We start from the raw sequence: 20,745 nt of genomic DNA on the forward strand, positions 1-20,745 counted from the left end.
GGACACCGTGCCGGACGGGGCGGCCCCGCCCGGTGGATCAGCCCGCGAGCAGGTGGGCGCGCCCGAACATGGCCGCCGCGACCCGAGCGGTCGGCGTGCCGGAGTCCAGATCCGCACCGGCCTCCCGCAGCACCTCGACCACCTCGTCCGCGCCCTTGAACAGGGCGCCGGCGACGGGTGCCTGGTCCCGGGCGTTGCGCAGGTCGGGGTCGGCACCGAGCCGGAGCAGAGCCCGTACGGTGTCGGCGTGGCCGTGATAGGCGGCGAGCATGAGCAGGGTGTTGCCGGCCGCGTCGGTCACGTCGACCGGCAGCCCGTGCTCCACGAACCCCACGAGCTCCTCGGTGCCGCCCTCCCGGGCCAGGTCCATGGCGATGGCCACGACGCGTTCCGTCTGCTCAGGAGTCAGACCGCCCCTGCTCATGTGAATCCCTCCTGATCACGCGGTTGTGCTGGTCATGTCCGTGAGGGCACCGGACGGTGACGGCGCACGCCCGGGCGCGGGCCACCGAGTGGCTCGCGCCCGGGCGCGGTGCGGCATGTACCGCGGTTCCCTCGAACGGCGAGGCTCAGAGGTTGCCGGCGGCCAGGGCCTCGATCGCCTTGCGGACGCCTTCGCCGTAGGCCGGGTCGGCCTGGGTGCAGTTGGCGATGTGCCGCTCGACGGTCTGCTCCGAGGCGCCGTTGATGGCGCGCGCCGTGTTCTCGAAGAGAACCTTCTGCTGCTCGGGGCTCATCAGGCGGAACAGGTTCCCGGGCTGCTCGAAGTAGTTGTCGTCGTCCTCACGGAAGTTGAACCGGTCGGCGACGGCACCCACGGCCAGGCTCGGCTCGCGGTAGGCCGGCTGGTCGGCCCAGCGGCCGTAGGAGTTGGGCTCGATGCCCGGGGTGGAGCCCTGGTTGCCGTCGACCCGCATGGCGCCGTCGCGGTGGTAGGTGTTCACCGGGTTCTTCGCGGCGTTGACCGGGATCTGGTGGTGGTTCACACCGAGGCGGTAGCGCTGGGCGTCGCCGTAGGAGAAGAGGCGGCCCTGCAGCATCCTGTCAGGCGAGTAGCTGATGCCCGGAACCACGTTCGCCGGGGTGAAGGCGGCCTGCTCGACGTCCGCGAAGTAGTTCGCGGGGTTGCGGTTGAGCTCCCACTCGCCGACCTCGATCAGCGGGTAGTCCTTCTTCGACCAGACCTTGGTGAGGTCGAAGGGGTGGAAGCGGTAGTTCTCCGCGTCGGCCTCCGGCATGACCTGGATGAACAGCTTCCACTTCGGGAAGTCGCCGTTCTCGATCGCCTCGTAGAGGTCGCGCTGGTGGGACTCGCGGTCCTTGCCGACCAGGGCCTCGGCCTCGGCGTCGGTGAGGTTCTTGATGCCCTGCTGGGTGCGGTGGTGGAACTTGACCCAGAACCGCTCGCCCTCGGCGTTGATCAGGCTGTAGGTGTGCGAGCCGAAGCCGTGCATGTGCCGGTACGAGGCGGGGATGCCGCGGTCGGACATCACGATCGTGACCTGGTGCAGGGCCTCGGGGAGGTTGGTCCAGAAGTCCCAGTTGTTCTCGGCGTCGCGGAGGTTGGTGCGCGGGTCGCGCTTCACCGCGCGGTTGAGGTCCGGGAACCTCAGCGGGTCGCGGAAGAAGAAGACCGGGGTGTTGTTCCCGACCAGGTCCCAGTTGCCCTCGTCCGTGTAGAACTTCAGGGCGAAGCCGCGGATGTCGCGCTCGGCGTCGGCCGCACCGCGCTCACCGGCGACGGTGGAGAACCGGGCGAACATCTCGGTCTTCTTGCCGATCTCGGAGAAGATCTTCGCGCTCGTGTACTGCGTGATGTCGTGGGTCACCGTGAAGGTGCCGAACGCGCCCGAGCCCTTGGCGTGCATCCGGCGCTCCGGGATGACCTCGCGGTCGAAGTGTGCGAGCTTCTCCAGGAACCACACGTCCTGCAGGAGCATCGGACCGCGCGGACCGGCCGTCAGGGAGTTCTGGTTGTCGGCGACCGGCGCGCCGGCAGCCGTGGTCAACGGCTTCTGGTTGTTCTCGGTCAAAGCTCGCTCCTCGGTGTGTGGTTCTTGACGGGGGTCAAGGCCTGGCGGACCTGGCCGTCCGAGTGTCCGCGCGCACTGCTCCGCAGCCCGCATCAGGACCCACCCTATGTTAGACATGGTCTAAGTCAAGGCGACATTCAGAACCATATCTGTTCTTGAGATGGGATCAATCGCTGGTTAGGGTGACGTACATGAGTGATCTCTTGAAGAGGCTTCGGGAACGCGGCTGGCGCCTGACCGCGCAGCGACGCGTTGTGGCCGAGGTTCTCGGCGGGGACCACATCCATCTGACCGCCGACGAGGTGCACGCGCGCGCGGTGGAGCGGCTGCCCGAGATCTCCCGGGCGACGGTCTACAACACCCTGGGCGAACTGGTGACGCTGGGCGAGCTCGTCGAGGTCTCGACCGACCACCGCGCCACGCGCTACGACCCGAACGCGCACCGACCCCATCACCACCTGCTCTGCGACCGCTGCGGCACCCTCCGCGACGTGCACCCGGCGGGCGACCCCCTCTCGGACCTTCCGGAGTCGGAACGCTTCGGATACACACTCGCCGACGTCGAACTGACCTACCGCGGAATCTGTCCGGACTGCACGGCCTGACGCCGTTCACGGCGCGACCCGGCGGAGGCCGCGACCCGGCGGAGACGCCGAGAGGCGCGGGGCACCGGCTGTCACCGGTGCCCCGCGCCTCTCGGCGTGCCACCCCTGAGGGCGGCTCCTGATCAGTCCTCCGTCGACGCCGTGACCGAGGGCGAGGGCTGCTGGGCCGCTGCCGCGGCCTTCTTCGCCGTCGTCTTCTTCACGGCCGTCTTGGTGGTCTTGGCCGCGGCCTTCTTGGCCGTCGTCTTCTTGACGGCGGTCTTCTTCGCCGCCGTCGTCTTCTTCGCGGCCGTCGTCTTCTTGGCCGCCGTCTTCTTCGTGGCGGCCTTCTTCGCCGTGGCCTTCTTGGCCGCCGCGCGGGCGGTCTTCTTGGCCGGAGCCGCCTCGTCGGCGGCTTCCTCGGCGGGTGCCGTCGCGGTGACGGCCGCTGCCGCCTCGGCGGCCGCCGCCTCGTCCGCCGGGGCCGTCTCCACCACCGGGGCCGACGGGACGACCACGACGGCCGCCTCCTCGGACGCGGTGGACACGGTGGGCTTGCGCACCGCACGGCGGCGCGGGCGGGGCGGGGCGGCGGTCTCGGCGGCCGGCTCGGGCACCTCGGGCGACGGCTCGGCCGGGGACTCCTCGGCCACCGGCTCCGGCGTCTGCTCAGGCGCCGCGGGGGCTGTGTCCGTCGTGGCTGCCGTATCCGCGATCGTCACCACCGCGGCCTGCGCGCCCGCCGGAGAACCGGCCGGCGCGGACACCTTGCGGGTGGCCCGGCGACGCGTACGGCCCTGGGGAGCGGCGTCCTCAGCGGGCGCCGCCGCAGCGGCGGGCGCCTCGACGACCGGGTCCTCGGCGGCGGCCGGTACGGCGTGCGCCTCGGCGGCCGGCTCCGGCTGGACCGGGCGTGCGGTTTCCTCGGCGACCGTCGTCCCCTGAGCCGTCGGCACCTCCGCGCCGGACCCGTCGGGCCCGGACCCGCCGGCGGCCGCGGCGGCAGCCGGCTCGCGCCGGGGCTGCTCGCGCCTCGGCGCGCCCGCCGGGGCCGAGGCCCTGCGGCTCACCCGGCGGCGGGTACGTCCACGAGTGGCCGCGGCCTCCGCCTCGGCGGCACTGCTGTACAGCTCCTCGTCCGGCATGTACTCCGGAGCGGGAAGCGCGACCGGCTCGGCGACCTCGGCGGCCACCTCGGCCGCCGTCTCCGACTCCGCTTCCGCCTCCTGCTCCGCCGTCGGGACGGCGTCAACCTCGTGCTCGTGGAGGTGCTCCCCGGCACCGGCCCGCGCCCGCTTCCTGCGCTTGCCGCCGCCTCCCGCGGAGGTGGGCTGGTCCAGGTGGACGACGACACCGCGCCCGTTGCAGTGGACGCAGGTCTCCGAGAACGACTCCAGCAGGCCCTGGCCGACCCGCTTGCGGGTCATCTGCACCAGACCCAGCGAGGTCACCTCGGCGACCTGGTGCTTCGTACGGTCCCGGCCCAGGCACTCCAGCAGGCGCCGCAGCACCAGGTCCCGGTTGGACTCCAGGACCATGTCGATGAAGTCGATGACGATGATGCCGCCGAGGTCGCGCAGCCGCAGCTGGCGCACGATCTCCTCGGCCGCCTCCAGGTTGTTCCTGGTGACCGTCTCCTCGAGGTTGCCGCCCTGACCGGTGAACTTTCCGGTGTTGACGTCGATGACGACCATCGCCTCGGTCCGGTCGATCACCAGCGAACCGCCGCTGGGCAGCCAGACCTTGCGGTCGAGCGCCTTGGCGAGCTGCTCGTCGATCCGGTACGTGGCGAAGACGTCGACCTCGCTGGTCCACCTCTGCAGCCGGTCGGCCAGGTCGGGCGCGACGTGCGCGACGTACCCGTGGATGGTCTCCCATGCCTCGTCGCCGCTGACGACGACCTTGGAGAAGTCCTCGTTGAAGATGTCCCGCACGACCCGGACGGTCATGTCCGGCTCGCCGTACAGCAGCGACGGCGCGTTCGAGCTGCCACCGCTCTTGGACTTCTTCTTGATCTCCTCCCACTGCGCCTGCAGCCGCTCGACGTCACGGCGCAGCTCGTCCTCGCTCGCGCCCTCGGCGGCGGTGCGCACGATGACACCCGCGTCCTCGGGGACGACCTTCTTGAGGATGGTCTTCAGCCGGGCCCGCTCGGTGTCGGGCAGCTTGCGGCTGATGCCGGTCATCGAACCCTCGGGGACGTACACGAGGTAGCGGCCCGGGAGGGAGACCTGGCTGGTCAGACGGGCGCCCTTGTGCCCGATCGGGTCCTTCGTCACCTGGGCGAGGACCGACTGGCCCGACTTCAGCGCGGCCTCGATCCGACGCGGGCCGTTGGCCATGCCCAGCGCCTCGAAGTTGACCTCACCGGCGTAGAGCACGGCGTTGCGGCCCTTGCCGATGTCGATGAACGCGGCCTCCATCGACGGCAGCACGTTCTGCACCTTGCCGAGGTACACGTTGCCGACGTACGAGGTCGCCTGCTCCTTGTTGACGTAGTGCTCGACGAGCACCCCGTCCTCCAGGACGCCGATCTGCGTACGGTCGCCGTACTGCCGGACCACCATGACGCGCTCGACGGCCTCACGGCGGGCCAGGAACTCGGCCTCGGTGATGATCGGGACGCGTCGGCGGCCCTGCTCACGGCCTTCCCGGCGGCGCTGCTTCTTCGCCTCCAGGCGGGTGGAGCCCTTGATGGACTGCACCTCGTCCGACGGCTCGGCGGGCCTGCGCGGTTCGCGGACCTTGACGACGGTGCGCTCGGGGTCGTCGGTGGAGGTCTCGGCCTCGCCGCCGCTGTCCCCGGCCCGGCGGCGCCGGCGACGACGGCGACGGCTGCTGCTGGAGCCGCCCGCGGTGCCCGCCTCGTCGTGGTCCTCGGCCGACTCGTCGGCGTGCTCCGCGTCGTCGGCGGACCGGTCCGCGCCGTCCTCGGTGTCGTGTTCGGCGCCGGTGCTCTCGGTGTCGTCCCCGGGCTCGCCGCCCTCGGCCTCCGCCTCGGCGGACTCGCCGCGCCTGCGGCGACGGCCACCGCGGCGACGGCGCCGGCGGGAACCGGCCCCTTCGCTCTCGTCGTGGTCGTCGTGGTCGTCGTGGTCGTCGTGGTCGTCGTCGGAGAGGCCCTCCGCCGACTCGTCGGTCTCCGCGTCCTCGGCGGACCGGGCCGGGCCGTCCTCGGCATCCTCGACGCGGGCGGCGGCAGCGGCCGGAGCCGCGTCGGTCTCGTCCGCCGCGCCCCGACGGCGACGGCGGCGGCGCGAGGCGGTGGGCTGCTCCTCCGGGAGTTCCTCGGTCTCCTCCGGCTGCTCGGGCTCCGCCCTGCCGGCGGCCTCGGCGGCCGCTTCGGCGGCGGCCCGCTCCGGCGTCTGGAACTGGGGCTCGGCGAACACGGGAGCCTGGAAGACGGCGACGGCGGGACGGGCGGGGCGCCTCGACGTCCCGGCCTCGGCCCCGGTCGCGGCGGATCCGGTGGCCGACCGGGCGGGCTCGGCGAACCCGGCGGCGGCCTTGCGGACCGTACGGCGACGGCGGCGCGGAGCCGCGTCGTCCGCGGCGGGCTCGGCGGGCGTCCCGGAGACCGCGGTCTGCCCGGTGGACTCGGTCACGGGAGCCTGCGCCTCCTCGGCGGGGGAGGCGGCGGCCTCGGTGGTCGCGGGCGCGGAGACGCTGCGCGAGGCGCGGCGCCGGGTGCGGCGGGGAGCCGCGTCCTCGGCGGTGTCGGTGATGTCGGCGGTGTCGGTGGTGTCAGCGGTGACAGCCGTGTCGGCGGCCTGGGCCGCGCTCGCGGGCACGGCGCTCTCCGCCGGTTCGGTGGCCTCGGTGGCGGTGGCCGTCGGCGAGGTCACACGGCGCGTCGCACGACGGCGCGCGCGCGGCGGGGCGGCGTCCCCGGCGGGCTCGGTCGGCGCTGCCTCCACGGCGGGCTCGGCGGCCGGAGCGGCCTGAGCAGCGGGGGCCTCGGCCGTCGGCACGACGGTCTCGGCGGCCTGGGCCGACGCCGGTGTCCCGGCGGGCGAGGTCGAGCGGCGCACCACACGGCGACGCCGGGGCGGAGCGGCGGTGTCCGTGGCGGCCGGTGCCTCCTCCCGGGCGGCCGCCGGCTGCGCGGCGGCCTCGGCCTCGGTGCCCTCCTCGGCCGCGAGCTCGTCGTTCTCGTCGAGCGGCTCCGCGGGTTCAGGAGACTCGGGGAACTCGGCGGCCGGTATGGCCGACGTGACCGTCTCGGCCTCCGTGCCGGCGCCCACCGCGGGCGGGCCGGCCGGACGGGACGCGGCCCGTCGCCGCCGACGCGGCGGCAGGGTGTCGCTGGGGCTGTTCGGTTCGGAGCCCTCTGTGGGCTCGGTCGGTTCGAGCATGCGGGGGTTTCTCCCGTCAGGCTCCCGGGCGCCGCACCCGGTCCGGCGATGCCGGTGACGTCCGCGGCTCGCGCGAAGCGCGGTTGCCGCCGTCCGGGGCGCGGGCGCCGCACGGGAACTCTCTGTGTCCTGTCTCACCGGTTCCGTACACCGAATGCGCACGGCCTGGCGAAAGTCTTGTGATCGGTGCGCTGCCCGACCCAGGTGGCTCCCGAGGTACGAGGGCGGCGCTACGACGTCCGTCCCTACGCGGGACCTCCCTTACACCGGCGCCGTCGCGGTGGCAGTGGCACCGGCCGGATGCGGCTCGGTCGCTGCTGCCTCGCGGTCGGGCGCGAGCGGGTCGGTCACCGTGCCGGTCTCTTCATCGAGCAGCCCCTGCGCCAGCCTGGTCACCGCTGCGGGGACCGGCGGCGCCAGATCGGCCACGGCGCGGAGACCGGACAGGACGTCGTCGGGTCGAACGGCAGGCGTCACGTGCCGAACAACCAGCCGCAGTATCGCACAGGGCTGGTCGGTCGGCCTATCAGCCGACGAAGGGGGCGTTTCCGGGCTTTCCAGAGCCACGACCGCGGAACGGGTGTCGAACGTACGCACCCCGTTCTTCGTCCGGCGCTGCACCTCGACGGTACCGGCCGCGTTGAAGGCGTCCACCGCTCGGCGGGCCTCCTCGCGGTCGACACCGGCCAGCCGCAACTCCCACACCGAGGCCGTGAGCCGGTCGGCGAGCCCCGAGGTGCGGGCCTCGGCCGCCTCGATGATGTCGAGCCCGGGGGGCAGCGACTCGTCGAGGAGGGCTCTGATCCGCTCCGGATCCCGCGCCCGGGTGAGCGCGATCTCCAGGTACTCCGCCTCACTGCCCGTGCCGGTGGGTGCGGCATTGGCGTACGACACCTTCGGGTGCGGCGTGAACCCCGCCGAGTACGCCATCGGCACCTCGGCACGGCGCAACGCGCGCTCGAAGGCACGCTGGAAGTCACGGTGGCTGGTGAACCGGAGGCGGCCGCGCTTGGTGTAGCGCAGTCGAATGCGCTGTACCGCGGGTGCGGGCGGCGGACCTTCGGGCTGTCGCTTGCCCAGTGTCGTTCAGTCCTTCGTGAGAGCGGTTGTACTGCTCCCAAGAGTACGCGCCTCACCGCCGATAGGTTCCCGTCGGTCCGCGGGCACCGGCTCCCCCTGCTCTCCGAGGAACATCCGGCGGATGTCGGCACGGGCCCGCCGCACCGACGCGCGGGCGGCGGCGAGGGACTGCCGTACGGCCCTTCCCACGGCGCGCCCGGCCTCGGCGGCGGGCCGCAGCACTGCGTCCCGCACCCTGTGCCCCACCGGTGTCAGCACACGCGTGTACATCCACCGCGCGGGCTCCACGACGATCCACCGCACCAGGGCGCCCAGGAACCGCCCCACCGCGAGCGAGACGTGCCCGGCGACCCGCCAGGCATGCCCGAGGGCGGTGCCGATCTCCCGCGCGACGACGGCGAGCACCCGCCCGACCGGCACCAGAACCCAGCGCCACACGGCGAGCAGGGGCAGCACGAACAGGACCCGGGTGATCCAGTACAGCCCCGTACCGATACCGGTGACGAGCATGCCCGCCAGCCGCACCAGTCCCATCACGCACCAGGTGACGGCCTGTCCGACGGGTGTGAGCACCCACCTGTACAGCCACGCGCAGGGCACGACGACCAGGTACCGCGTGAGCCGGGCGAGGACCGCGAACACCCCGCGCCCGATCGCGGCCGACACGGCCGCGATCCCGCGCAGCACCCACATCACACCGTGCCCGAAGGGCGCCAGCACCCGCCCGTACAGCCACACCAGCGCGTGCCCGAGCGGCACGAGCACATACCGGTACAGCCACCCGGCGGGAACGACGACCACCAGGTTCCCGAGCCGGGCGAGCACCTTGCCGAGCGGCACGAGGCCGTACCGCCACAGCCCCACCAGCGGCCACACGAAGACCGCTCGCCCTACCCACCACAGCGCCCGCCCGAGCGGCCGGAACACGGCACGGTCCAGCCACCGCACGGCGGCAACGCACCCGTCCCACGCCATCCGCACCGGCAGCACCAGGACGAACACGACGATCCGTACCGGCAGGCGAACCGCCGTGACCAGACACCCCTCACCCGCGGGCGCCACCGGCCGCTCGACACCCGTCTTCCCCTGCTCCATACGGATGAGGACGCCCCTGCGGAACATTCGGATGCGTCGACCGCACACCGGCGGGAATCCCCACATCTACAGTGCTGTAGAAATCTGCCCGGAAGTGTCACCGCTGCACGATCCGCCGGCTCCTTCGAACGGCGGGCATGACGCGCAGCACGAAGGAGTAGATACAAGCACGTGAACGACCACCCTGCCCTCCCGGGCGCCACCCCCCGGCCCCTCCGTCACGCCTTGGCGGAGAGAGCCCGCACCGTCACCGAAGCCCGCTGGTTCGCCCTCACCGTCTTCATCCTGATCCTCACCAACGCGGCCCTGCTGGGAGCCGAGACCTACAGCGGACTCTCCAGGGACTGGCACCACGGGTTACGCCTCGCCGAGCACCTCTGCCTCGCCGCCTTCACCGTCGAGATAGCCCTGCGCGCCTGCGCCCACGCGGACCGCCCCCGCGACTTCTTCCGCGACCCCTGGAACCTCTTCGACCTGGCCGTCGTCGTCTGCGCCTTCCTGCCCCTCGTCCGCGAGAACACCACCGTTCTGCGGCTCCTGCGCCTCTCCCGCGTCCTGCGCACCGCCCGCTTCCTCCCCCAGCTGCGGATCGTCTTCGTCGCGGTGGCCCGCAGCCTGCCGGGCACCGTCAGCTTCCTCCTGGTGGGCGCGCTCCTGCTCTACGTCTACGCCATGGTCGGCTGGGTCTTCTTCGGCGAGGCGGACCCCGGCCAGTTCGGCTCCATCGGCCGCGCCGCCCTCACCCTCTTCCTGCTGATGACCCTGGACGGCCTCGGTGACGCCGTCCACGCGGGCCTGGAGATCTCCCGCTGGAGCATCGTCTACTACGCCTCCTACGTACTGTTCGCCTCGTTCGTCCTGGTCAACGTCCTCATCGGGGTCGTCATCAGCTCCCTGGAGGAAGCCCGCGAACTGGAACGCGAACACTCCCCCGAGGTCCCCGTCCCGGCCCTCGCTCCGGACCCCGCCGTGGACCTGCGCACCCGCATCGCCATCGCCAGAAAGGCCCTGGACGACCTGGAAGCCGTCCTCCCGCCCCTCCTCACCCCCCACCAACCCGAGCCGACCCCCGCACCCACCCCTGACACGGCCCGGTCGTAACACCGCCCCCGTCGCAGGCCGCGAACGCCGGTGGGCCCACTCCGTGTTCCGGAGTGGGCCCACCGAACATCCCGGGACGACGGCTCAGGACGAAGCACCGCGGGAAGCGGGCGCCATGTGCCGCACGGTCAGGCCGTGTTCTTCACCGTCAGAGGCAGCAGCTTCTTACCAGTTGGTCCGATTTGAATATTGGTGTCCATCTGAGGGCACACCCCGCAGTCGAAGCAGGGGGTCCAGCGGCAGTCCTCGACCTCCGTCTCGTCGAGGGCGTCCTGCCAGTCCTCCCAGAGCCAGTCCTTGTCGAGGCCGGAGTCGAGGTGGTCCCAGGGGAGGACCTCCTCGTAGGAGCGTTCGCGGGTGGTGTACCAGTCGACGTCCACGCCGTACTGCGCCAGGGCCTTGTCGGCGCAGCCCATCCAGCGGTCGTAGGAGAAGTGCTCGCGCCAGCCGTCGAAGCGGCCGCCGTCCTCGTAGACCGCGCGGATGACCGCGCCGACGCGGCGGTCGCCGCGGGAGAGGAGGCCTTCGACGATGCCGGGCTTGCCGTCGTGGTAGCGGAAGCCGATGGAGCGGCCGTACTTCTTGTCGCCGCGGATCTTGTCGCGCAGCTTGGTCAGGCGGGCGTCCGTCTCCTCGGCCGACAGCTGCGGTGCCCACTGGAAGGGGGTGTGCGGCTTGGGGACGAAGCCGCCGATGGAGACCGTGCAGCGGATGTCGCCCGAGCCGGAGACCTCGCGGCCCTTCTGGATGACGTTCATCGCCATGTCGGCGATCTGGAGGACGTCGTCGTCGGTCTCGGTGGGCAGGCCGCACATGAAGTAGAGCTTGACCTGGCGCCAGCCGTTGCCGTAGGCCGTGGCGACGGTCCTGATCAGGTCGTCCTCCGAGACCATCTTGTTGATGACCTTGCGCATGCGCTCCGAGCCGCCCTCGGGGGCGAAGGTCAGGCCGGAGCGGCGGCCGTTGCGGGTCAGTTCGTTGGCCAGGTCGACGTTGAAGGCGTCGACGCGGGTGGAGGGGAGGGAGAGGCCGATCTTGTCCTCTTCGTAGCGGTCGGCGAGGCCCTTGGCGATGTCGCCGATCTCCGAGTGGTCGGCGGAGGAGAGGGAGAGCAGACCGACCTCTTCGAAGCCGGTGGCCTTCAGGCCCTTCTCGACCATGTCGCCGATGCCCGTGATGGAGCGCTCGCGCACCGGACGGGTGATCATGCCGGCCTGGCAGAAGCGGCAGCCGCGGGTGCAGCCGCGGAAGATCTCCACCGACATGCGCTCGTGGACCGTCTCGGCGAGCGGGACGAGGGGCTGCTTGGGGTAGGGCCACTCGTCGAGGTCCATCACCGTGTGCTTGGAGACGCGCCACGGGACGCCCGACTTGTTCGGTACGACGCGGGCGATCCGGCCGTCGGGAAGGTACTCGACGTCGTAGAAGGCCGGGACGTACACGCCGCCGGTCCGGGCCAGGCGGTAGAGGAGTTCCTCGCGGCCGCCGGGGCGGCCCTCCTCCTTCCAGGCGCGGATGATCCGGGTGACCTCGAGGACGGCCTGCTCGCCGTCGCCGATGACGGCGCAGTCGATGAAGTCGGCGATCGGCTCGGGGTTGAAGGCGGCGTGGCCGCCGGCCACGACGATCGGGTCGTCCGGGCCGCGGTCCTTGGCCTCGAGCGGGATGCCGGACAGGTCCAGGGCGGTGAGCATGTTGGTGTAGCCGAGCTCCGTGGAGAAGCTCAGGCCGAACACGTCGAAGGCCTTGACCGGGCGGTGGCTGTCGACCGTGAACTGCGGGACGGCGTGCTCCCGCATCAGTTCCTCCAGGTCCGGCCAGACGCTGTAGGTGCGCTCGGCGAGGACGCCGTCCTGTTCGTTGAGCACCTCGTAGAGGATCATGACGCCCTGGTTGGGCAGTCCGACCTCGTACGCGTCGGGGTACATGAGGGCCCAGCGGACATCACAGCTGTCCCAAGGCTTGACCGTGGAGTTGAGCTCTCCGCCCACGTACTGGATCGGCTTCTGCACATGCGGGAGCAAAGCTTCGAGCTGCGGGAACACAGAGTCGGCGGCCACGGCGGCTTCGGCAGGCATCTCGGGAACCTTCGTGTGCTGGCTGGGGCTCCCCGGCCGGAGGCTGGGGGCGGGTGACCATCCAGCCTAACCGCTTCAGAAGGCGGCGGATTTTCTGATCGGCTTCCAGGTTTCCGGGAGGGCGTTCTCGGTGATCTCCGCGCGCCGTTCCTCACGTCCGTACAGCACCCCGTACGTGAAGTCGCTCTCCCCGGCCGCGTGGGCGACGGCGGCGAGTTCGCGCAGGGTCTTGCGGGCCATGACGCTGTCCTGGTGGTCGCCGAGCAGGCCCTGGAGCGACTTCATGCTCTTGACCAGGTCCTCGGCGGGGTCGTCGAGGGCCGGGGTGGCGGCCTCGGCGGCGTAGCGGGTGCGCTTGGTCTTCTTGCGGGCCTCGTGCAGGGCGAGGTCGCGTTCGTGGCCGGGCGGGAGGTCCAGGGCCCGGGTGACGAGGCCGGACAGCTTGTCGAGGTCCTTGCTCACGGCCTTGGTGAGCACCTTGTCCGGGCCGGCCGCGGCCTTCTTCCGCAGGGGCGGGTCGGCCAGCAGGGCGTCGAGGGTGTCGAGCAGGGTGAGGTAGCGGCGGGAGTCGAGGACTCCGGTGACCTTGCCGTGGGCTCCGCGGTGGCCGGTCTCGGACCAGGTGGTCAGCCTGTCGCGCACGGGGCCGTGGACGAGGGCGTCGGGCAGGTCGTCCAGGGCCGTGATGAGGCGCTCGGCGAGGACTTCCTGGTCGCGGTCCAGGCCGAGCTCTCCGGCCAGCCATTTCAGGTCGACGCCGACGGGGTCGGTGGTCTTCCGGTCGAGGACGTTGCGGAAGGAGCGGAAGGTGCTGCGCAGGCGGCGGGTGGCGACGCGCATGCGGTGCACGGAGTCGGGTACGTCCTGGCGTACGGCGGGGTCGAGTTCGACGAGGGCGTCCCGCTGGGCGCGGACGTAGGCGAGGACGTGGTCGCCGGCGGTGACGGGTTTCCCCACCGGCCGGCTGCGGTGCTTGCGCTTCGGTGCCGCGGCCGGGGCGGCCGCGGGTGCGGGGGCGGCCTCGGGCGTGTGCGTGGGGGGTGCCGTCTCGGCGAGGGCCCTGGCGAGCTTGGAGGGCGCCTTCGAGGGGCGCAGGCCCGCCTTGCGGAGCCGTTTGTCGACCTTGTCGAGGAAGGCGGGGTCGCCGTCGTCGGCGAGTTCGACCTCGATCTCGGTCCACTGGGCGGTGCCGTCGCCGGTGAGGCGTTCGGCGTGCACGGTGTCGACGCTGATCTCGGCGAGGAGCCGGCCGGTGGCGTCGAGGAGGTGGCGTACGTCGCGGTCGGAGCGCAGCCGGACCACGGGGCTCAGTGCGGCGCCGCGGACGCGGGAGCGGACGAGCCGGGCGAGGTCCTCCGGGACGGTGTCGGAGAGCGGGGCGCGGATCTCGTCGCGCACTCCGGGGGCGACGGGGAACTTCAGGTGCCAGCCGGCGTCGGAGCCTCCGGTGCGGCGGCGCAGGGTGAGGGAGGCGGCGGCGAGGCGGTGGTCGGCGGTGTCGTAGTAGGTGGCGTCGAGGTGGACGACGCCCTGGTCGACGAGGGACGCCACGCCGGGGACGCCGGTCAGGTCGGGGAGTCGGCTGTCGCCGGACTCGTACTTTCGCTCGATTTCACGTGTGGTGTCCGCCATGAACTGAACCTATCCGCCAGACCTGAATCTAGTCGTGACCGGTGCGGAACGGCGGGGCCGGTCCGCGCCGGTCGTACGGCCGGACACGCTCGCGGACAGCGGGCGTTGCAGTCTGATCGACTGCAGGAGTCCCACGGCCAGCCACACCGCGAACATCGACGAGCCGCCGTAGGACACGAAGGGCAGGGGCAGGCCGGTGACCGGCATGATGCCGAGGGTCATGCCGATGTTCTCGAAGGTCTGGAAGGCGAACCAGGCGACGATGCCGGCGGCGACGATGGTGCCGTACAGGTCGGTGGTGTCGCGGGCGATGCGGCAGGCGCGCCACAGGATGACGCCGAGCAGGACGATGATGAGCCCGCCGCCGATGAAGCCGAGTTCCTCCCCGGCGACGGTGAAGACGAAGTCGGTCTGCTGCTCGGGCACGAACTGGCCGGTGGTCTGCGAGCCTTCGAAGAGGCCGGAGCCGGTGAGGCCGCCGGAGCCGATGGCGATGCGGGCCTGGTTGGTGTTGTAGCCGACGCCGGCGGGGTCGAGTTCGGGGTTGGCGAAGGCTGCGAAACGGTTGATCTGGTACTCGTCGAGGACTCCGAGCTGCCAGACGGTGACGGCGCCGACGGCTCCGGCGCCGATCAGGCCGAAGATCCACCGGTTGGAGGCGCCGGAGGCGAGCAGTACGCCGAGCACGATGACGACCATGACCATGACCGAGCCGAGGTCGGGCATCAGCATCACGATCAGCATGGGGACGACGGCCAGCCCCAGGGCCTGGAGGACCGTGCGGTGGTCGGGGTAGGGCTTGTCGCCGGCGTCGACCCGGGCCGCGAGCAGCATGGCCATGCCCAGGATGATGGTGAGCTTCACGAACTCCGAGGGCTGGAGCGAGAAGCCTCCGCCGAGCTTGATCCAGGAGTGGGCGCCGTTGATGGTGGAGCCCAGCGGGGTGAGCACCAGCAGGATCAGGAAGACCGAGGCGCCGTAGAGGACCGGTACGGCGGTGCGCAGTGCGCGGTGGCCGAGCCAGAGCATGGCGATCATCAGGGCCAGGCCGATGCCGGTGTTCAGCCAGTGCCGGACCAGGAAGTAGTACGGGTCGCCCTGGTTGAGCTCGGTGCGGTTGCGGGTCGCCGAGTAGACCAGGAGGGAGCCGAGCAGCGACAGGGCGATCGCCGACAGCAGTATCGGCCAGTCGAGTCGCCGGGCCGGGGAGTCGCGGGCGAGGAGCCGCGTCCAGCCGGCCCGCTCGGGTCCGTAGCCGGAGACGTGGAAGCTGTTGACTCCGCCGGTCATGGCGCCGTCCTCCGGTCTGCTGTGCGGCGCGCCCGGCCGGCGCTCCGTCGTGCGTCTCGGCGGCGGGTGTCGCGGTTGGCCGGCGGGGGTGTGTTCACGGTCGCGCCCTGGTCCTGGCCGTCGGGCGTCGTCCCGCCCTCCTCGGTCCCGGCCTCCTCGGTGGTCCGCAGGTCCTTGGCGGGGTCCTTGGAGATCTTCGGGGAGATGATGGTGCCGTCCGTCCTGACCTTGGGCAGCGTCTTCTGCGGGGTGGGCAGCAGTGCCTTCTTCTTGTCGATCTCGCCGTCCGGGGAGACGCCGTACAGCGCGTTGTAGACGTTGCGCACGGCGGGGCCCGAGGCGCCGGAGCCGGTGCCGCCCTGGGAGATCGTCATGACGATCGAGTAGTCCTTGGTGTAGGTCGCGAACCACGAGGTGGTCTGCTTGCCGTGGACCTCGGCGGTACCGGTCTTGGCGTGCATCGGGATCTCGTCCTGCGGCCAGCCGCCGAACCGCCAGGCCGCCGTACCGCGGGTGGCGACTCCCTCGAGGGCTCCGTCTATGGCGTTGAGGGTCTTCTTCGTCACCGGCAGCTTGCCGTGCGCCTTGGGCTCGATCTCCGTGACCTGCTTGCCGTCGGGGCTGATGACGGCCTTGCCGACGGTGGGGTGGTAGAGGGTGCCGCCGTTGGAGAGGGCCGCGTAGACGGCGGCCATCTGGATGGGGGTGACGAGGGTGTCGCCCTGGCCGATGGAGTAGTTGACGGAGTCACCGGCGCGCAGTCGGTTGCCTTCGAGGCAGTTCTCGTAGGCGATGCGCTCGACGTAGCTGCCGTCCTTCTTGCCGGACTTGCACCAGGCGTCCTTGTTGGCCTTCCAGTAGTCGGCCTTCCACTGGCGGTCGGGGACGCGGCCGGTGACCTCGTTGGGCAGGTCGATGCCGGTCAGCTCACCGAGGCCGAATTGGTGGGAGGTCTTGTAGAACCAGTCCTTGGCGTTCTTCTTCGGCTTGTTGCCGCCGTCGCGCTTCCACTCCTCGTGGGCGAGCCGGTAGAAGACGGTGTCGCAGGAGACCTCGAGGGCCCGGCCGAGGCTGATCGCGCCGTGGTTCTGGGATTCGAAGTTCTTGAAGACCTGGCCGCCGATGGAGTACGAGCTGGAGCACTCGTAGGGGCCTTCGAAGGAGTAGCCGGCGTTGATCGCGGCGGCCGTCGGGATGACCTTGAAGATGGAGCCGGGTGCCGACACGCCCTGGATGGCGCGGTTCAGCAGCGGGTAGTTGGACTTCTTCCCGGTGAGCTTGGCGTAGTCCTTGCCGGAGATGCCGCCCACCCAGGCGTTGGGGTCGTAGCTCGGGTTGGAGGCCATGGCGACGACGCGGCCGGTCTTGGCCTCCATGACGACGATGGCCCCGGAGTCGGCCTCGTAGAGGCGGTTGGTGTTGCGGTCCATCTCCTTGCGGGCCTGCTTCATCGCCTCGTTCAGCTCGTACTCGGCGACCCGCTGGACGCGGGCGTCGATGCTGGTGACGAGGTTGGCGCCGGGCTGGGCGGGGTCGGCCTGGGCCTCGCCGATGACGCGGCCGAGGTTGTCGACCTCGTACCGGGTGACGCCCGCCTTGCCGCGCAACTGCTTGTCGTACTCGCGTTCCAGGCCGGAACGGCCGACCTGGTCGGAGCGCAGGTAGGGCGAGTCGGTGTCCTGGGCCTCCTGGAGTTCCTCGTCGGTGACGGGCGAGAGGTAGCCGAGGACCTGGGCGGTGTTGGCCTGCCCGGGGGCCGCGTACCGGCGTACGGCCTGGGGCTCGGCGATGATGCCGGGGAAGTCCTCGGCACGCTCGCGGATCTGCAGGGCCTGCTTGGCGGTGGCCTCGTCGGTGATGGGGATGGGCTGGTACGGCGATCCGTTCCAGCAGGGCTGGGGGGTCTTGGCGTCACACAGCCGGACCTTCTCCGTGACCTCCTTGGTGGGCATGCCGAGGACGCCGGCGAGCTTGGTGAGGACGGCCTTGCCGTCGTCCCGCATCTTCAGGAGTTCGGTGCGGGAGGCGGAGACGACCAGCCGGGTCTCGTTGTCGGCGAGGGCCACTCCGCGGGCGTCCAGGATGGAGCCGCGGACCGCGGGCTGGACGACCTGCTGCACGTGGTTGCCGGAGGCCTTCTTCGCGTACTCGGCGCCCTCGCGGATCTGGAGGTACCACAGGCGCCCGCCGAGGGTGCCGAGGAGGGAGAGGACGAGGACCTGGATGACGACGAGCCGGATCTGGACCCGTGGGCTGCGCCCGGTCTCGGGGATGTTAGTCATGGGCGCAGCCCATTCCGTTGAGGGTGGTGGTGGGAGACGGGTGGGAGGTCACGCGGTTTCCTCCCCCTCGGTGAGGTTCTGCGGTGTCACAGGCGCTTTACCCCCTTGATGCGGCCGGCCCGCGCCACCCGCGCCCGCGCCGCCTTCGCCCTCAGGCCCCGCTGGGCGCCGACGCGCAGCCCGGTGCCGCCCGAGCTCCAGCCGGAGGCGACGTCATTGGACTTGGCGGAGCTGTTCTCGGCGAGTGGATCGTTCTCGGTGCGCCGGGCCAGGGCCATGACCCCGGGGACGACGAAGGGGGCGAGCAGCAGGTCGTACAGGGCGGCGCTGAGGAGCAGTCCGCCGAGGCCGACGTTGCGGGCCGCGGTGTCGCCGACGAGGGCGCCGACACCGGCGTAGAGCAGGGTGGTGCCGATGGCCGCGGCGACCACCACGGCCATCGGGCCGGTCGCCGATCTCACCTGGCCGCTCTCGGGCTTGACCAGCCCGGCGAGGTAGCCGACGACGCACAGCACGAGGGCGTAGCGGCCGACGGCGTGGTCGGCGGGCGGGGCCAGGTCGGCGAGGAGTCCGGCGGCGAAGCCGACGAGGGAGCCGCCGACATGGCCGTAGACCAGGGCGAGGCCGAGGACCGTCAGGAGGAGCAGGTCGGGGACGGCGCCCGGGAGATGGAGACGGGCGAGGACGCTCACCTGGATCACCAGGGCCACGACGACCAGTGAGCTGGAGAGCAGGATCCGGTTGACGCGCATGGGGTGACAGCTCCTACTGCTCTTGCTGGTCCTGGCCGCCGGCCGGGGCTGACGGGGTGACGGTCACCGTGACGGTCGGCGTGGGCGTGGGCTTCGGTTTCTCGGGCAGCACCGTGTCCCGCGGGTCCTTCTCGGGGGCCTGGACGACCACACCGACGACGTCGAGCTTGGTGAAGCCGACGAACGGCGTGACGTAGAGGGTGCGGGTGAGGTCACCGCCGGAGGGGTCGACGCGGGAGACGGTGCCGACGGGGACTCCGGGCACGAACGGCTTGTCGGCCTGTGAGCCGAAGGTGACCAGCCGGTCGCCCTTCTTGATCTCGGCCTTGCCGTTGAGGAGTTCGACGCGCAGGGGCCGGTCGCCCTGGCCGGAGGCGAAGCCGAGTTCGTCACCGGCCTCCATGCGGGTGCCCACGGTGAAGTCGGGGTCGCTGGCGAGCAGCACGGTGGCGGTGTTCGGACCGACGGTGGTGACCCGGCCGACGAGTCCGTCGCCGTTGAGGACGGTCATGTCGCGCTTGACGCCGTCGTCGGCGCCGACGTCGATGGTGATGGTCCAGGAGAAGCCCTGGGCCGCTCCTATGGCGATGACCTGGGCTCCCTTGATGCCGTACTGGCCCTGGCCGGCGACCTTCAGCAACTTGTCGAGCTGCTTGGCTCTGCTGCGGTTGCGGTCCTCGCTGCCGAGTTCGGCCTTGAGCGCGGCGTTCTCCCGCTCCAGTTCGGCGAGCCGGTCGTACCGGTCACCGGAGTCGCGGACCGCGGAGACGGCGTTGCCGATCGGGCCGACCACGCCGGCCACTCCGTTCTCGATCGGACCGAAGACCGTCGCCGCGGCCTGCCGGGCACCGTCGACCGGTGAATCCTCTCCGCCGCGGATGTCCACCGTGATCAGTGCGAAAGCGGTGGTGATCAGCAGCACCAGGAGCAGCCGGCTCTCTCGTGTGTCCCTCACGTGCGACGGCCGTGCCTTCCTCGTCGAGAACGGGTAGCGAAAACGGGGGTGGTACCGAAGTGGTCGGAAATTGTGGGGAATTACGGGAACCGCGGATCTGACGATCTACAGATCCACGGTTCTGCAGATCCACGGGCCGGGAAACTACGGGGGGGTCAGCTTATGTCTCTATATCAACGATCCGCCGTACGAGGGGAGATCGTCCCGTACGGCGGAATCGAAGAGCCGCGTCATCTGCGCGGCTGGGCGTCCAGCACCTGCTGGAGCGCCTCGAACTCCTCGACGCACTTTCCGGAGCCGAGCGCCACGCTGTCCAGCGGGTCCTCGGCGATGTGGATGGGCATGCCCGTCTCGCGGCGCAGCCGCTCGTCCAGACCGCGCAGCAGCGCTCCGCCGCCGGTCAGCACGATGCCCCGGTCCATGATGTCGCCGGACAGCTCCGGCGGGCACTTGTCCAGGGTGGTCTTGACGGCGTCCACGATGGCGTTGACCGGCTCCTCGATCGCCTTGCGCACCTCGTCGGCGGAGATGACCACGGTCTTGGGCAGCCCGGAGACCAGGTCCCGGCCACGGATCTCGGTGTGTTCGTCGGAGTCGAGGTCGTACGCCGAGCCGATCGTGAGCTTGATCTGCTCGGCCGAGCGCTCACCCAGCAGGAGGGAGTACTCCTTCTTGATGTGCTGGATGATCGCGTTGTCCAGTTCGTCGCCCGCGACCCGGATGGACTGGGCGGTGACGATGCCGCCGAGGGAGATGACCGCGACCTCCGTGGTGCCGCCGCCGATGTCCACCACCATGTTGCCCGTGGCCTCGTGGACCGGCAGGCCGGAGCCGATGGCGGCGGCCATGGGCTCCTCGATGATGTGCACCTGGCGGGCGCCGGCCTGGGACGACGCCTCGATGACGGCACGGCGCTCGACGCCGGTGATGCCCGAGGGGACACAGACGACGACCCGCGGACGGGCCAGGTAACGCCGCTTGTGGATCTTCAGGATGAAGTAGCGGAGCATCCGCTCGGTGATCTCGAAGTCGGCGATGACGCCGTCCTTCAGCGGACGTACGGCAACGATGTTGCCGGGGGTGCGCCCGATCATCTTCTTCGCCTCGGCCCCGACCGCGAGGATGCCACCGGTATTGGTGTTGATCGCGACGACGGACGGCTCGTTGAGTACGATTCCGCGACCTCTCACGTACACCAGCGTGTTGGCGGTCCCGAGGTCGACAGCCATGTCACGGCCGATGAACGACATAGAGTTCCCCATGAGGATTCGTCTGGCCTTCCCACTGGCTTTTGAGGGCTTTTCAGGTCGGCGAGGTGGGTACGGTGACGCGAAGGCTTCCATCGTAGACGCGCCTTCGCGAACACTGCGCGAGGGTCTTCGCCATTGTCAGCAGATGGCGGGTCCGGTTGCTTGTGGAGACGGGCCATCGGGGGCATGCGTTCCCCCGAACGCCGCGCATATGTCAAAAAGGTCTGGGGGCAAAGCCCCCAGACCAGCCGCCGGACG

The 20,745-nt window shown here is 71.0% G+C and carries 13 protein-coding genes and 1 pseudogene; 2 read left to right on the plus strand and 12 right to left on the minus strand.

Going from position 1 to position 20,745, the window contains the following annotated elements:
• Positions 1-37: 37 nt before the first annotated feature.
• Positions 38-424: an ankyrin repeat domain-containing protein gene (locus AB0I73_RS00950; protein ID WP_363032403.1), complete on the minus strand. Its 387-nt coding sequence runs from the start codon at positions 422-424 to the stop codon at positions 38-40.
• 145 nt (positions 425-569) lie between these two features.
• Positions 570-2,033, minus strand: a complete 1,464-nt coding sequence (locus AB0I73_RS00955; protein WP_109379081.1) for a catalase — start codon at positions 2,031-2,033, stop codon at positions 570-572.
• Between the two features lie 191 nt (positions 2,034-2,224).
• Between AB0I73_RS00955 and AB0I73_RS00960 the strand changes: the two genes are divergently transcribed.
• Positions 2,225-2,638, plus strand: a complete 414-nt coding sequence (locus AB0I73_RS00960) for a Fur family transcriptional regulator (RefSeq protein WP_363032405.1) — start codon at positions 2,225-2,227, stop codon at positions 2,636-2,638.
• Between the two features lie 122 nt (positions 2,639-2,760).
• Here the strand turns inward: AB0I73_RS00960 and AB0I73_RS00965 are convergent, their stop codons facing one another.
• From AB0I73_RS00965 to AB0I73_RS00975, 3 genes are all read right to left on the minus strand, one after another.
• The gene (locus AB0I73_RS00965) at positions 2,761-6,972 is read right to left on the minus strand and encodes an Rne/Rng family ribonuclease (protein ID WP_363032407.1); all 4,212 of its coding nucleotides are present in this window, start codon (positions 6,970-6,972) and stop codon (positions 2,761-2,763) included.
• Between the two features lie 261 nt (positions 6,973-7,233).
• Complete coding sequence (locus AB0I73_RS00970) at positions 7,234-8,052, minus strand: TIGR03936 family radical SAM-associated protein (RefSeq protein WP_363032601.1); 819 nt, start codon at positions 8,050-8,052, stop codon at positions 7,234-7,236.
• A 6-nt stretch (positions 8,053-8,058) separates the two neighbouring features.
• Positions 8,059-9,147 (minus strand): hypothetical protein, encoded by a 1,089-nt coding sequence (locus tag AB0I73_RS00975; RefSeq protein WP_363032409.1) that lies wholly within the window; start codon positions 9,145-9,147, stop codon positions 8,059-8,061.
• 171 nt (positions 9,148-9,318) lie between these two features.
• Here AB0I73_RS00975 and AB0I73_RS00980 point away from each other — a divergent pair, with 171 nt between their 5' ends.
• On the plus strand, positions 9,319-10,248 hold the full coding sequence (locus AB0I73_RS00980; RefSeq protein ID WP_363032411.1) for an ion transporter: 930 nt from the start codon (positions 9,319-9,321) through the stop codon (positions 10,246-10,248).
• Positions 10,249-10,376: 128 nt separating this feature from the next.
• On the opposite strand, the gene AB0I73_RS00985 is transcribed toward AB0I73_RS00980, so the two are convergent.
• From AB0I73_RS00985 to AB0I73_RS01015, 7 genes and pseudogenes are all read right to left on the minus strand, one after another.
• Positions 10,377-12,326: a TIGR03960 family B12-binding radical SAM protein gene (locus AB0I73_RS00985; RefSeq protein WP_363032413.1), complete on the minus strand. Its 1,950-nt coding sequence runs from the start codon at positions 12,324-12,326 to the stop codon at positions 10,377-10,379.
• Between the two features lie 75 nt (positions 12,327-12,401).
• A complete protein-coding gene (locus AB0I73_RS00990) occupies positions 12,402-13,958 on the minus strand; it encodes a CYTH and CHAD domain-containing protein (RefSeq protein ID WP_363032415.1) in 1,557 nt (518 codons plus the stop codon).
• 90 nt (positions 13,959-14,048) lie between these two features.
• Positions 14,049-15,248 (minus strand): annotated as a pseudogene (rodA, locus tag AB0I73_RS00995) (rod shape-determining protein RodA); the annotation flags it as partial.
• Positions 15,245-17,530, minus strand: coding sequence for a penicillin-binding protein 2 (gene mrdA, locus AB0I73_RS01000; protein ID WP_363032417.1), 2,286 nt, complete (start codon positions 17,528-17,530; stop codon positions 15,245-15,247). The pseudogene rodA and the gene mrdA, both read right to left, overlap by 4 nt.
• Positions 17,531-17,616: 86 nt before the next feature.
• The gene (gene mreD / locus AB0I73_RS01005; protein ID WP_363032419.1) at positions 17,617-18,282 is read right to left on the minus strand and encodes a rod shape-determining protein MreD; all 666 of its coding nucleotides are present in this window, start codon (positions 18,280-18,282) and stop codon (positions 17,617-17,619) included.
• A 13-nt stretch (positions 18,283-18,295) separates the two neighbouring features.
• On the minus strand, positions 18,296-19,237 hold the full coding sequence (mreC, locus tag AB0I73_RS01010) for a rod shape-determining protein MreC (RefSeq protein ID WP_363032421.1): 942 nt from the start codon (positions 19,235-19,237) through the stop codon (positions 18,296-18,298).
• Between the two features lie 230 nt (positions 19,238-19,467).
• Complete coding sequence (locus AB0I73_RS01015; protein WP_109379091.1) at positions 19,468-20,487, minus strand: rod shape-determining protein; 1,020 nt, start codon at positions 20,485-20,487, stop codon at positions 19,468-19,470.
• Positions 20,488-20,745: the final 258 nt, after the last annotated feature.

The sequence above is a fragment of the Streptomyces sp. NPDC050388 genome, from assembly GCF_040655635.1.
Lineage (GTDB): Bacteria > Actinomycetota > Actinomycetes > Streptomycetales > Streptomycetaceae > Streptomyces.